This is a genomic window from Noviherbaspirillum sp., from assembly GCF_035944575.1.
In the GTDB taxonomy this organism is placed as follows: domain Bacteria; phylum Pseudomonadota; class Gammaproteobacteria; order Burkholderiales; family Burkholderiaceae_D; genus Noviherbaspirillum.
Genome location: NZ_DASZBA010000051.1, coordinates 1 through 13,450, shown reverse-complemented (window position 1 = coordinate 13,450; position 13,450 = coordinate 1). Strand labels below are relative to the sequence as shown.

The following is a 13,450-nucleotide window of genomic DNA, read 5'->3' as shown; positions in this document are numbered from 1 at the left end:
TGGAGAACGACACGCTGATGCCGAACACCTCGGTCAGGCCAAGCCAGATGCAGAGGGCTTTCACTTCCGCGATCAGCAGCGCCGCGATGTAGGCGCCGGGAATCGACCCCATGCCGCCGACCACGACCACCACAAAGGCGGCACCTATCGTGACGAGGTCCATCTCCAGGTTGGCCGGTTCGCGCGGCAACTGCAGCGCGCCGCCGAGGCCGGCGAGCAATGCGCCGAGCGCGAACACGCTGGTGAACAGCCATGCCTGGTTGACGCCGAGCGCGCTGACCATCTCCCGGTCCTGGGTAGCGGCACGCACCAGGGTGCCCCAGCGGGTGCGGGTGAGCAGCAGCCACAGGAGGCCGAGCACCACCGGCCCGACAACGATCAGAAATAAATCATAGGTGGGAAACTGGCGGTCGAGGATGGTGACCGATCCGGACAGGCCCGGCGCGCGCGGTCCGAGCAATTCATCCGGGCCCCAGAACCACAGCACCGCGTCCTTGATGACGAGCACCAGCGCGAATGTGGCCAGCAGCTGGAACAGTTCAGGCGCGCGGTAGATCCGGCGCAGCAGAATGATTTCCACCAGGGCGCCGAGCACGCCGACGGCCAGCGCCGCCAGTATCAGCGCAGGCCAGAAGCCCATGCTGCCGCCGAATTTTCCTACCAGCGTATAGGCGACATAGATGCCGACCATGAAGAAGGAACCGTGCGCGAAATTGACGATGCGCGTCACGCCGAAGATCAGTGACAGTCCGGCGGCGACGAGGAATAGCGACGATGCGCCCGCCAGGCCGTTGAGAAGCTGCACTGCGAAGCTTGAGAAGTTCATGAAACGGTCTTTCAGCGGGAGAAGTAAATGATGCGACTACGGTTGCAGTTCCTCCGTAAGGCCCATTCCCCCTTGCAGGGGAAAGGCTGGGATGGGGGTGTGAAGGTCGATCGACTGCATGTAATCGCTCGACCTCACTACCCCCACCCTAACCCTCCCCCTGCATGGGGGAGGGGACTTTACGGGGTTGTAGTTGAATTCTTCTATTCAGCTTATTTTGCTAACCGACAAACCACCCTACTCCGCCGGTCGCAACTTCGCCACTTCCGCATCCGGCGGCAGGTACTTCGCCCCATCCAGATAACGATAGTCCACCATCACGCCCTTGCCGTTCTCGTTCTTCGTCCGGCCGACATACCCGCCCATGGTCGACTGGTGATCCGACGAGCGGTACGTGATCGGCCCGAATGGCGACATGACCTTCAACCCCTTGAACGCCGTGATCATCTTCTCGGTATCGGTGGACTGCGCCTTCTTCATGCCTTCCGCCAGCGACACGATCGCGCTGTATCCGACCACCGAACCGAGGCGCGGATAGTCCTTGAACTTCGCTTCATAGGCGGTACGGAATGCGTTGTGCTCCGGTGTCTGGATGCCGTACCACGGATAACCGGTGACGATCCAGCCGTTCGGGCTTTCATCCTTGAGCGGGTCGAGGTATTCCGGCTCGCCGGTCAGGAGGCTGACCACTTCGCGGTCCTTGAACAGGCCCCTCGTATTGCCGTCACGCACGAACTTCGACAGGTCGGCGCCGAACAGCACGTTGAAGATCGCATCGGGCTTGGCATCGGCGAGCGCCTGCACCACGCTGCCGGAATCCACCTTGCCCAGCGGCGTTGCCTGCTCCGCCACGAACTCCACATCCGGCTGTGCCGCCTTCAGCAACTGCTTGAAGGTTGCCACCGCCGACTGGCCGTATTCATAGTTCGGATACACGAGGGCCCAGCGCTTCTTTTTCAGCTTGGCGGCTTCCGGCACCAGCATCGCCACCTGCATGTAGGTCGACGGACGCAGGCGGAAGGTATAGCGGTTGCCGTTCTGCCAGACGATCTTGTCGGTCAGCGGTTCGGCGGCGAGGAAGAAGACCTTGCGCTGCTTGGCGTAGTCGGTCAACGCCAGGCCGACGTGGGACAGGAAGGTGCCCGTCAACACGTCAACCTTTTCGCGCGACACCAGTTCCTCGGCTGCTCGCACCGCATCGCCCGGGTTGCCGTTGTCGTCACGGATGATCAGTTCCAGCTTCTTGCCGTTGACGCCGCCGGCGGCATTGATCTGCTCGACCGCGAGTTCCAGGCCCTTGCGGTATGGTTCCAGGAAGGCGGGCTGCGCCTTGTAGCTGTTGACTTCGCCGATCTTGATGACGCCTTGGGCATAGGCGGTCGCGGCACTGGTGGCAGCCCAGAGAACAGCGGCAGTGGTGAGCCAGCTGGTGGTCTTCTTCATGTGGTTCTCCTTCGTGGTGGACTAATCGATGCGTCGTTTATTGTGCAATGCGCGCTGTGAATCTGTCAGCGCAAACCATCCTCGCCTTTGATTTCATGGGACTGCAGCCCTCCCACGCGGGGCATTGGCCGGCCGCTGTCGGTGACGACGACGGCAACGACAATCTCGCTGGCACGCGGCGCGTCGGCCACCCGCGCTTCCATGGCGTCGAAGTGGCTGCGCACGAATGCCGCATCCTTGTGCCCCAGCGGCACATCGATCGCGGTGCCGATGCCGCCGATTTTCTTGCTCGATGGCACCAGCGCAGCGCCCTTGCTGACCGCCTGCCGCAATGGCGCACCCAGCTTCGGGTGCAGGATCGCGGCGGCATGTTCCAGTTCGCCGCCCTCGCCCACGATCGCCGCCTTGCCGTAGCTTTGCGCCTGGTCGGGTGCGATGCCGAGCGCCTCGACCGCGCGGCTGCCAAGCAGGCCGCCCAGCTCTTCGCCGATGGCGATCAGTTCATCAAGAGACTCGGCATAGCGGCCGGCGTAGGGATTGTCGATCACCGCCATGGCCAGCGCCTTGCGGGTAGGCGGATCGACGGGCCTGCCCATCTCCGATCGGATTTCGTCAACCTGCACGATGAGCTTGCGAATCTTGACTGCCATGGCCTGGTCCTTCCAGTAAGTGAATGTTGACGATCGGTTCAGCGCAAGCCGTCCCATTGTGAAATGGCGTTCGCCGCCAGGCCGCCGACGCGGGCATGGATGCGCGGGCCGGTGCTCATCGCGAGGAACACCACCATTTCATCGGCGCGCGGCGCGCCGGGAACCCGCGCCTCGATCGCATCGAAATGGCTGCGCACGTAAGAAGCATTGATGTGGGTCAGCGGAACATCGAGGGTTGCTCCCGGTCCGGCCACTTTCTTGGTTGACGGCACGATGGACAGCGCGTTGCCGGGCTGTCCATTGCTGTTCGCGGAAGCTTCCTCCGTCCACCCCAGCAGTTCCCGCATCGCATAGCCGCCCGGCACATGCCACAGTGCGCCGTGTTCCAGTTCGCCGGCGGAACCGATGATGGCGCCCTTGCCGTAGCCTTCGATGCGTTCCACAGGTACGCGCAGGTGCGACAGGAGTTCGCGCGCGAACCGCAGTCCCACTTCGTTGAGCTGCTCCATCATCGGCAGGATATCGGGCTCGAAGCGCCCCGCATACGGATTGGTGAGCACCACGCCAATATACCCCCGGCGCAGCGGCGTCGCCGGCACCGGCCCGAATTCATGGTGGATGTCCTCCACGTGGCTGAAGACACGGCGTATATCGATCATGAGGCGCTCCGGGTGGGTATGGTCATGGAGATTATCAGAGAGTTTTTAACACAATGCAGCGGATGCGCAACCGGCGAGCCGGAATTGCGCCGCTAAACGTTCAGGGATGCATGGCGACTGTCCCGTCATGCTCTCGTGCAAGCCTGTCAGAAGCCGTATTCCCCGTCCCTGGCAGACGAGTACTGCATCGAAGATCAATACCTGCTCTTGCAAGCGTCGTGCCTGCGCAAGGCCGGCGCTCAGGGCGGCGTCGATCAGCCCGGATTCCAGGCGCGGCACATCCACGGTCACCGGAATATCGCCAAGATCGGCGTTGTCCTTGAGTTGATTGGCAGGCATGCGCTTGATGCGCACATCGTCGATGTTGACCGCATTGGCAATCACCGTGGCGGCGGCATCGGCCTGCGCTGCGGAGGCGGCGAGCACCGTGACGCTGTCGGCGATGCCGAGCGAGAAGCTGCGCCCGCCCCAGCCGCTGGTGGCCACGCCGCGGACCGGCATGGATGACGTGATCATGATCGCGCCATCGACCTGCAGATCGCCGCGCAGCGCATCCTGCGTGGCAGTAACGATATCGGTGCAGACACCGACCCGGTATGAGGCATCCGCACCCAGGTGGAGCGCAATGTCGCCGCCGTTGTTCACGGCGGCGCGGTCGATGCCGGGGCGGTCGTAGCAGGCGATGATTTCCTGCGCCACCGCGCCCGCCACCGCCGCCATCGGCGTGATGAACGAGGCGCGAAACGGATGGCATGCGGCCCACATGCGTCGTGCGACCGTGCCCGTGAGCGGGCAGGCGTCGCCGACCGGTCGTTGCAGTGCGGGGAGTTCACTGACCAGATCCGGCAACACGGTCTGAAAGCGCCGCCATGCATCCCGATGCGCGGCACGAACCGCATCCTGCCGTCCGTCCGCCTGAATGACGAGGTCGATCGGACCATGCGAGAAATGCAGGCGTCCATCCGGGAGTTTGTTGAATTGGGGCGCCATGGTATCGGCTCCGGTCAGCCCAGCATCGGGCCGACTGCTGCCGGCCACTCGTTGACGGACGGCTGCTGCACCCATTTGCGTCCGGTTGGCGCGCCTTCGTTATGCCAGGCGCCGGTTTCGAGCACCGAAGCGAGCGTGCGTACATATTCCATGTGGCCGCCCAGCGCCTGGTAGTCGGCCAGTTTCATGGTGAACTCGATCGGCGCGACGATGGCGGGCGTCGGCACGGTGCCGAAGCTGTTGTCCGGCATGCGCATGACGTCGGTCATGATGGTGATGCCGCCGCCAGGCCAGATGTAGGCCGGTGCGCCACCGCAGGTAACGTTGACCATCGCCTGCTTGATCGAGCGTGTCAGCAACACCGGGTTTTCCGTCACGCCGGCACGCAGGCTGCCGCCGGCGCCGCCGAGAAACAGGACGGTCGTGAGGGACGGCTCACAATTTTCGCCGATGCGCTGCACCACTTTTTCGACTTCGGACGGCATCGGCTGCTCGACCGGATGCAGGTTGTCGTCGAGGATGAACCAGGCGGCATGTTCGCCGGTGGTCGATGTCATCAGCAGCCGCATTCCCGGGCGCGCGATGGCCTGGTCCCAGCCTTCGATGATGGCGAGCGGGTCGGCGATGTCGGTGCCGCCCCAGCCCACGCCGGGATTGGCGACCTGGAAATAGCGGCCGGGCGTCGATTTGCGGCCGCGGATCTTGACGCCGGACAGCGGCATGTCGAGGCAGCGGCCCGCCTGGTGCTCGGTGAGCACACCGGTGATATGGTCGTCGACGACGATGACCTCATCGGCAAGGCCAAAGAATTGCCGCGCGAAAATGCCGATCGTCGCCGATCCGCATCCGACCCGCATGCGCTGTTCTTCGACGCCATTGACGATGGGCGCGCGGCCGGCCTGGATCAGGATTTGGGAGCCGCCGTCGATGCTGAGGTCCGCCGATTGCTTGTTACCGAGGCGCTGCATCATTTCCACCGTGAGGCGGCCTTCCTTCTTGCTGCCGCCGGTGAGGTGGTGAACGCCGCCGAGCGACAGCATCTGGGAGCCGTACTCGGCGGTCGTCACATGGCCGACGACCTCGCCCTTGTAGCGGACGTTCGCCTGTTCCGGGCCGAGATAGCGGTCGGTGTCGATCTTTACCTTGAGGCTGCAGTAGCTGAAGATGCCCTCGGTCACCACCGTCACCATGTCGACGCCGCCGGCGTTGGATGAGACGATGAAGGGCGCGGGCTTGTAATCGGGATAGGTGGTGGAGGAACCGACGCCGGTCACGAATACCTCGCCGGATTGCAGCAGGTCGCCGTTCCATTCGGCTTCGGCGACGGCATTGCCTTCGGTGGCGGGCAAAACGGGGCGGCCGGTGAACGGCACGACCGCGCCATTCTCCGACGCCAGGGTCTTTCTCAGGAGAACCACCGGATCGACCCGCACCAGGGTGCCGTCGACATTGGCGTAGCGGTCGCAGGCGCCTGATCTCCCGGCAGTGATCTGACACAGTACCGGACAGGCATTGCATTCGATCTTGTCGCTGGCCATGCGCTCGCTGCGCGGCTTTGCACGCTCAAGGATTTGCGCCTCGAACTCCGGCAGGCCGTCGGTCTTGGTGTGCTCGGTCATGATGCTCGCGTCTCCGGTGAACTGCGATCAGGCTGCCATTTTTCGCAGCGCTATTTTTCCAGGCATCGTCTACTGCGTTCCGTCAGGCTCCCTCCTCCTGCGAAGGGGATGAGCCATGCGGAAAATCCAGTTCGGCAGCAAGCTCCTGCAACCCGCCACAGGGCACACCGCCCAACACTTTCCAAATATCCTTCGATGTAGTGTACACTACATTTTCGTTTAGTGTACACTACATATTCATGTTGTAGTCTCTACATCAACCGAAGTTCGCAGGCCTGTCCACAAGGAGATTCCGATGACCCACGTTGTCACTGAAACCTGCATCCGCTGCAAATACACCGACTGTGTCGATGTCTGCCCGGTGGATTGCTTCAAGGAAGGCCCGAATTTCCTGGTGATCGACCCGGACGAGTGCATCGATTGCGCGGTATGCGTTTCCGAGTGCCCGGTGGAGGCAATTTATGCGGAAGAAGACCTGCCAGCAGGCATGCAGGCGTTCACCGGACTCAATGCCGAACTGGCCGCCGTATGGCCGACAATCTCAAAACGCAACGGCCCGTTGCCGGAAGCGGATGCATGGAAGGAACAGACTGGTAAACTGGCGTATTTGGAACGCTGAAAACGGACCTCCGCCTTCCCGGGGTCCCCAGGCTGAACTTTTTATGTTGACTATGGAGAGAATATGAGTGCCCTTAACGAAGAGCGGGTTTTGTCCGTTCACCACTGGACCGACCGCCTTTTCACGTTCACCACGACACGCGATCCGTCGCTGCGTTTCAGCAACGGCCATTTCACGATGATCGGCCTGCGGGTGAATGGCAAACCCCTGCTGAGGGCGTACAGCATCGTCAGTGCGAATTACGAAGACCATCTGGAATTCCTCAGCATCAAGGTGCCGGACGGTCCCCTGACCTCCCGCCTGCAGAATATCCAGGTCGGCGACACCATCATCGTCGGCCGCAAGCCGACCGGCACGCTGGTCACCGACTACCTTCTCCCCGGCAAGCGCCTGTACCTGCTGTCCACCGGCACCGGCCTGGCGCCGTTCATGAGCATCATCCGCGACCCGGAAACCTACGAAAAATTCGAACAGGTCATCCTGGTCCACGGCGTGCGGCAGGTCGATGAACTGGCCTACCACGACGTGCTGGTCGAGCATCTGCCGAACCATGAATTCCTCGGCGACATGATCACCAGCAAACTGCGCTATTACCCCACCGTCACCCGCGAGCAATACAAGAACATGGGCCGCGTGACCGACCTGATCACCAGCGGCAAGCTGTTCGAAGATTTAGGCGTGCCAAAGCTGGATCCCGCCATCGACCGGGTGATGATCTGCGGCAGCCCGGGCATGCTGCGCGACCTGAAAGTCATGCTGGAGAAAGACGGCTTCAAGGAAGGCAATACCTCGACGCCGGGCGATTTCGTAATCGAGCGCGCATTTGCGGAACAGTAATCTCATGCCGCCCGCAGCGGTACCGCGGGCGGCAAGTCCGATTTCCTCCACGTTCAACGGGTAACGGTCCACTATGGCGACATCTCCTCCCCGGCGCACCGCTGCCGGCACCACAGCCGCAAGGCGGCCCCGGGTGCGCGAGATGGCCGCCCAGGCGACACAGGAAAACATCCTGCGCGCGGCGACGAAGGTATTCGCCAAGAATGGTTTCGCCGGCGGCCGCATCGAGGAAATCTCGAAGGCGGCCAAGTCCCATGACCGGATGATCTATTACTACTTCGGCAACAAGGAGGAGTTGTTCATCGCGGTCATCGAGGATACCTACCGGCGTTTCAATGAAGCGGAATCCAAGCTCGTCCTCAAGATGGACAATCCGGTGGAGGACCTGAAGACGCTGGTGCGCTTCATGTGGACCTATTACCAGCAGAACCCGGAATTCATCACCCTGCTGAACAGTGAAAACCTGCATCGGGGCAAACATATTTCCAAGTCGATGCGCGCGCGCGAGTATTCATCGCCCGCCATCTCGCTGATGGACAGCGTGCTCAAACGCGGCGCCGAAATGCGCCTGTTCCGCGCCGATGTGCGGGCGCGCGACATCTACCTCATGAGCGCCGCCCTCGCCTATTTCTACACCTCCAACCGCTTCACGCTGTCAGCCTTCCTCGGCGAAGACCTGGCCGCACCGGAAGCGCTTGCGTATTGGGAAGATTTCATCACCTCCGCCGTCATACGCCAGGTATCGATCACCTCGGATGCCGCGGAGGCACGGCCTGCCACCGACGAACGACAACGGCCGGCCGCCTGACAATTTCATCCATCACAGGAGACATCCCATGGCAGACGCAGCTACCAGTTCGGCATCCGGCAAGGTCGTGATCAAACATATCGGCTTGCTGCTTTCGGGGGACATCGACCGGCCGATCCTCGACGCCGATACCATCGTGATCCATGACGGCCTGATCACTGCCGTCGGCAAAGAGGCCGATTGCGACACCGCGCAGGCCGACGTCACCATCGACGCGCGCAGAACCTGCGTCGCGCCGGGGCTGATCGACAGCCATGTGCATCCGGTGTTCGGCGACTGGACACCGCGCCAGAACCAGCTCGGATGGATCGATTCCACCATGAACGGCGGCGTCACCAGCATGATTTCCGCCGGGGAGGTGCACCTTCCCGGCCGTCCCAAGGACATCATCGGCTTGAAGGCGCTCGCCATCACGGCCCAGCGCGCATTCGACAATTTCCGCCCAGGCGGCGTCAAGGTCATTGCCGGCGCGCCGGTGATCGAGAAAGGCATGACCGAGCATGACTTCAAGGAACTCGCCGAAGCCGGCGTCACGCTGCTCGGCGAAGTGGGGCTCGGCTCGGTGAAGGCCGGCGAGGAAGCGCAGAAGATGGTGGCATGGGCGCGCAAATACGGCATCCAGAGCACCATCCATACCGGCGGCCCGTCGATTCCCGGCTCCGGCCTGATCGACAAGGATGTGGTGCTCGAGGCCGATGCCGACGTCATCGGCCACATCAACGGTGGCCACACCTCGCTGTCGGAAGCCCATGTCTGCGAACTGTGCGAAAAATCCAGCCGTGCCATCGAGATCGTTCACAACGGCAATGAACGCGTCGCCATCGCGGCTGCCCAGACGGCCATGCAGCTGAAGTGCCCGCACCGCGTGATCCTCGGCACCGACGGTCCGGCGGGTTCAGGCGTGCAGCCGCTCGGCATCCTGCGCATGATCGCCCTGCTCTCGAGTTTGGGACGCATCCCGCCCGAGCTGGTGTTCTGCTTCGCAACGGGGAATACGGCCCGCATCCGCAACCTCAACTGCGGCCTGATCGAACCCGGCCGTGCGGCGGATTTCGTCTTCATGGACAAGGCCCAGCATTCAGTCGGACGCGATCTGCTCGACAGCGTGCAGTTGGGCGATCTGCCCGGGGTCGGCATGGTGATGATCGATGGCATCGTGCGCTGTGGACGCAGCCGCAATACGCCGCCTGCCACTGAAGTGCCGGTCGTCGTGCCAGCCGGGCGTTAAGACGGCAAGAAATCAGCCAGGTGTCATTTCCTTGGTGGCGCGATGCCGACGCGGCTGCACGCTATCACCTGCCGAAGCCGGTATCCGCATGTTCCGGGCAGCGACTTCAGCTGCTGCACGCAGTCGCTGCGCAAGCCCACTGATGGACGAGCGTCGCGTAGATTCAGGCTTACGGGCAAGGACGAGGATTTCATCCCAATTTGGCACCATCTCGCCGTTTCCGGCCTTGCGTGATTTCGCGTGGCGCTCAGTGCGCCCTGTCGCCAATCCGGCCGCGTGCAGTAATTCATTAACGGCTTGCTCGTCATGGAATGTCATCCGAGGATGCCTGCCGTCGTTCCATGAATGCTCCGTCCCAAAGAACGAGGCGCAGAAATAGCCGCCCGGCCTCAGGATGCGTGCAACTTCCTTGATGGTTTTTTCCAGTTCATTACCCTGGATGAAAGGCATGACCCATTGCGCATTTACGAGGTCGATTGAATTAGTGCGCGCCCTCGCATCTTGCAAAACCCCGGCAACGACCGTCACACCTTTAAGCTTTCTTTTCCGTAAGGCTGCTGCAGCTGATGGCGACGGGTCTATTGCCATGACCTGCCATCCCTTGCAAACGAGCGCATGACTATCACGCCCTCCTCCCGCACCAAGGTCGATTGCCCTGCCTGCGCGACTATGCGCTGGATCACGAAGAAACAGTTGCAGTCCACGGGTCGGATCGTCTCGTTTCGCCGTGTTGCGAATCAGATTGTCGAAGAGAGGCGGGTGAAGGGGTTGCGGTTGCGCGTCATGGTGTCTGTGCCGGATTTCAGGCGGTTGCGCGAAGCAATTCAACATGCGACACAAATTTTTCGCAAGGATAGCCATTGATGTTTTCCTTGTGCCAGGTATCGTGCCATGCCGCATAAGGAGAGAGCTTCTACAGTGGCAGTGGCATTCTGCGATAAGTGGCGCAAGGTCACTACCAGTTCCATCCAATGACAATGCTCCAGCCAAAGCGCTCCGGCTGGAAAGAGGAAAGAAAAATCAGGTACGTCGGAAACGGTCCACCAGCTCGATCAGCCTCGGACGCACTTCGTTGAGCAGGAATTCCGGCGACAGGTTGAATGCCGGTCCGCCGCAGTTGATGCTGAGGATCGCGCTGCCGTTGTTCGGCTTGAAGGCGACCGCAATCGCATTTACATCGCGCTGCCAGCTTCCGAACGATGTACAGCAACCGAGCGTATGGTATTCCTCGATCGAGCGGTTGACGCCGTCGCGGATGCTCGGCCATTTCATTTCATCGAGTTCGCGCACCCTTTCGAGGATGTCGTTGCGCTCGGTGCTGCCCGCTTCGGCGAGGTAGGCGCGGCCCATTGCCGTGATGGCGATCGGAATCCGCGCGCCGACGTCGAGCCGCAGCGTCAGCGCCGCCTGGCTGCGGCAGTTTTCGACGTAGATCATGCTGAGACGGTCGCGCATGCCGAGGGAGACGGTGGCGTGCGAGAAGTCGGCGAGTTCCTGCATATAGGGACGGGCGAACTGCCGGATGTCGAGCTTGGACAGCATCGCGCTTCCCAGCGCCAGGCTGGCGGTGCCGAGCCGGTATTTGCCCATGTCGTCGTCGTATTGCAGGTAACCGAGCTTGGTCAGTGTGTAGGTGAGACGGGAGACGGTGGATTTCGGCAGCTTGCTGCGATCGGCGAGCTCCTGGTTGCCGAGCAGCTTCTCGCCGGACCGGAAGCATGCAAGCACTTCCAATCCCCGGGCCAGCGCGGTCACGAAGTGCCGGTCTTCCTTGGCATTTGACTTCTGCACCACAGGGACTTGTTCTTCGTTCATTTCTTTTGCCATGGTTTTCGTCAGCATGATGTTTTGCTCGGTTAGGTACTGCGCTTAGTTATTGCGCTGATGCGGACTACTCGTATGCGCCAGGCGCATCCTGAAAGTCATTCTTTGCTTCGCCATCGCTTGCTTTCCGCGCCATCACGCGGCCGCATCGGACAGCGGTGCAAAAACTCGCTGCATTATCCTGTAAATCCCCCTGCTCACCAATAACCAACACCACCCGCAAGCGGCACGCCGCCGTGTCAACGGGCCGGTCAAATGCAAACATCTATGTGGCGCTGCTTCCACGCTCCGCCGCCATGCGTTGCAATTCCTTCTTCAGCACCTTGCCGGTCGCCGCCGCCGGAAGGTGTTCGAGCACCACGATCTCGCTCGGCATCTTGTACGGCGACAGATTGGCTTTCAGGTGGGCGCGCAGCTTGTCCATATCGACCGCCACGCCTTGCGACGGTTCGACAAAGGCGACTACTTCCTCGTTGCCATCCACCGCACGCCCCACGACTGCAGACTGCACTACTTCCGGATAGGCATTGAGCACCTGCTCCACCTCGACGGGATAGACATTGAATCCCGAACGGATAATCAGCTCCTTGCTGCGTCCGACGATGAACACCGCGCCGTCGTCTTCCATTCGCGCCAGGTCACCGGTGCGCAGCCAGCCGTCTTCGGTGACGGTTTCGGCGGTCAGTTCCGGCGCGCGGTAATAACCCTTCATCACATTCGGTCCGCGCACCCACAGTTCGCCGATACCCTCGGCGCTGTTCTCCGCGCCGTGCAACTTGATTTCGACACCAGGGATCGCCAGGCCCACCGAGCAATCGGTGCGCGGCGCATCGAGCCGGGTTTGACAGATCGATGGCGACGCCTCGGTCATGCCATAGCCGTTTTGCAGCGGCATGCCGAACATCTTTTCAAAGCCCTGCTTCAGCGGCAAGGTCAACGGGGCGCCACCGGACTGCGCGACGCGCAGCTTGGGTGCTGGCACGGAAATACCTTTCGTCTCGCCCCATTCGACCAGCTTGGCGTACATCGCCGGTGCGCCATGCAATACCGTGATGCCGCCCTCCCCCAGCGCGTGCACCAGATCACCGACCTGAAAGCGGGGCACCAGGCGCAATGCGGCGCCCGACATCAATGGCGCCATCAGCAGCGAAGAGAGTCCATACACATGCGACAACGGCAGGACGCCATAGACGACATCTTCCGGCGTCATCCTGCGCATGCGGGTGGTATTGGCGCCGACGAACATCAGATTGGCATGCGTGAGCATCACCGCCTTGGGCGCGCCGGTAGTGCCGGAGGTGTACACCATCGCGGCCACCTGCTCGGCGCCGTCATACGCGACCGGCTCGGGAACCGCCGCTTCGTTCAGCGCACCCAGCATCAGTCCGCCGATGCCGGGCCACTCCACCGGTTGTGCGCCGCGTGCCTCGCCGTGCGCCTTGGCCTGCGGCGACACCGCGCTGAAGTACAGCGCGCGGCGCGCGCCGGAGTGGCTGAGGAAATTATCGATTTCCCGTTCGGAAAGACGGGCATTGACGCTGGCGGACCATGCATCGAGACGGCTGACGGCCAGGATGCATACGCACAGGGCGACCGAATTTTCCGCCACCAGCAGCACGCGATCACCGGCGCGCACGCCGGCCTCCCGCAGGCGATCAGCCACCGCATCCACGATGCCGCCGAGTTCGCCGTAGGTAATAGTGCGATCGGCATCGATCAGCGCGGAACGCTCGGCATGACTGGCTGCCCAAGGCAGAAAGGCTTCATGGATACGGCGCGGCAGCGGCGCGGCTTGGTTCATCTCATTCCTCTGTATGCGGGCAATATGCGACGGACTTCAGCAAGCGGATGCAGTTTCGTCGTCACGGGAATTTGCCATGGATCATGGCGCCGATGGTGTCATAAGCGCATTGAAAAATCAATGTATTTGCAGAACTTGGTTCTGCA

Annotated in this window: 14 protein-coding genes; 5 read left to right on the top strand and 9 right to left on the bottom strand. The window is 62.0% G+C overall.

Annotation, left to right across the window (positions count from 1 at the left end; all coding sequences use genetic code 11):
* The 6 genes from VGU61_RS02975 to VGU61_RS02950 form a co-directional block, all read right to left on the bottom strand.
* The coding region (locus VGU61_RS02975; protein WP_326857613.1) for a branched-chain amino acid ABC transporter permease at positions 1–826 on the bottom strand (826 nt) is incomplete at its 3' end.
* 237 nt (positions 827–1,063) lie between these two features.
* Positions 1,064–2,269: an ABC transporter substrate-binding protein gene (locus VGU61_RS02970; RefSeq protein WP_326857612.1), complete on the bottom strand. Its 1,206-nt coding sequence runs from the start codon at positions 2,267–2,269 to the stop codon at positions 1,064–1,066.
* 65 nt (positions 2,270–2,334) lie between these two features.
* Positions 2,335–2,919 carry an amino acid synthesis family protein gene (locus tag VGU61_RS02965; protein ID WP_326857611.1) on the bottom strand — a complete coding sequence of 195 codons (585 nt, stop codon included), beginning with the start codon at positions 2,917–2,919 and terminating at the stop codon, positions 2,335–2,337.
* A 38-nt stretch (positions 2,920–2,957) separates the two neighbouring features.
* Positions 2,958–3,578 (bottom strand): amino acid synthesis family protein, encoded by a 621-nt coding sequence (locus tag VGU61_RS02960; protein ID WP_326857610.1) that lies wholly within the window; start codon positions 3,576–3,578, stop codon positions 2,958–2,960.
* A 45-nt stretch (positions 3,579–3,623) separates the two neighbouring features.
* Complete coding sequence (locus VGU61_RS02955; protein ID WP_326857609.1) at positions 3,624–4,568, bottom strand: UPF0280 family protein; 945 nt, start codon at positions 4,566–4,568, stop codon at positions 3,624–3,626.
* 14 nt (positions 4,569–4,582) lie between these two features.
* A complete protein-coding gene (locus VGU61_RS02950) occupies positions 4,583–6,187 on the bottom strand; it encodes a 6-hydroxynicotinate reductase (protein ID WP_326857608.1) in 1,605 nt (534 codons plus the stop codon).
* A gap of 295 nt (positions 6,188–6,482) precedes the next feature.
* Between VGU61_RS02950 and fdxA the strand changes: the two genes are divergently transcribed.
* The 4 genes from fdxA (at position 6,483) to VGU61_RS02930 (ending at position 9,679) form a co-directional block, all read left to right on the top strand.
* Positions 6,483–6,806, top strand: a complete 324-nt coding sequence (gene fdxA / locus VGU61_RS02945; protein WP_326857607.1) for a ferredoxin FdxA — start codon at positions 6,483–6,485, stop codon at positions 6,804–6,806.
* 63 nt (positions 6,807–6,869) lie between these two features.
* Positions 6,870–7,643 carry a ferredoxin--NADP reductase gene (locus VGU61_RS02940; protein ID WP_326857606.1) on the top strand — a complete coding sequence of 258 codons (774 nt, stop codon included), beginning with the start codon at positions 6,870–6,872 and terminating at the stop codon, positions 7,641–7,643.
* A 73-nt stretch (positions 7,644–7,716) separates the two neighbouring features.
* Positions 7,717–8,451 carry a TetR/AcrR family transcriptional regulator gene (locus tag VGU61_RS02935; protein WP_326857605.1) on the top strand — a complete coding sequence of 245 codons (735 nt, stop codon included), beginning with the start codon at positions 7,717–7,719 and terminating at the stop codon, positions 8,449–8,451.
* Between the two features lie 28 nt (positions 8,452–8,479).
* Positions 8,480–9,679, top strand: coding sequence for an amidohydrolase family protein (locus VGU61_RS02930; protein WP_326857604.1), 1,200 nt, complete (start codon positions 8,480–8,482; stop codon positions 9,677–9,679).
* Between the two features lie 12 nt (positions 9,680–9,691).
* On the opposite strand, the gene VGU61_RS02925 is transcribed toward VGU61_RS02930, so the two are convergent.
* Entirely contained in the window at positions 9,692–10,330 is a 639-nt protein-coding gene (locus VGU61_RS02925) for a class I SAM-dependent methyltransferase (RefSeq protein ID WP_326857615.1), read from the bottom strand.
* Between VGU61_RS02925 and VGU61_RS02920 the strand changes: the two genes are divergently transcribed.
* Positions 10,295–10,543 (top strand): hypothetical protein, encoded by a 249-nt coding sequence (locus VGU61_RS02920; protein ID WP_326857616.1) that lies wholly within the window; start codon positions 10,295–10,297, stop codon positions 10,541–10,543. The two genes, VGU61_RS02925 and VGU61_RS02920, sit on opposite strands and share 36 nt — an antisense overlap.
* Before the next feature lie 156 nt (positions 10,544–10,699).
* Here VGU61_RS02920 and VGU61_RS02915 read toward each other — a convergent pair whose 3' ends face one another.
* On the bottom strand, positions 10,700–11,494 hold the full coding sequence (locus VGU61_RS02915) for an IclR family transcriptional regulator (protein ID WP_326857614.1): 795 nt from the start codon (positions 11,492–11,494) through the stop codon (positions 10,700–10,702).
* Between the two features lie 274 nt (positions 11,495–11,768).
* Positions 11,769–13,304 (bottom strand): class I adenylate-forming enzyme family protein, encoded by a 1,536-nt coding sequence (locus VGU61_RS02910; RefSeq protein ID WP_326857603.1) that lies wholly within the window; start codon positions 13,302–13,304, stop codon positions 11,769–11,771.
* Between the last annotated feature and the right edge of the window lie 146 nt (positions 13,305–13,450).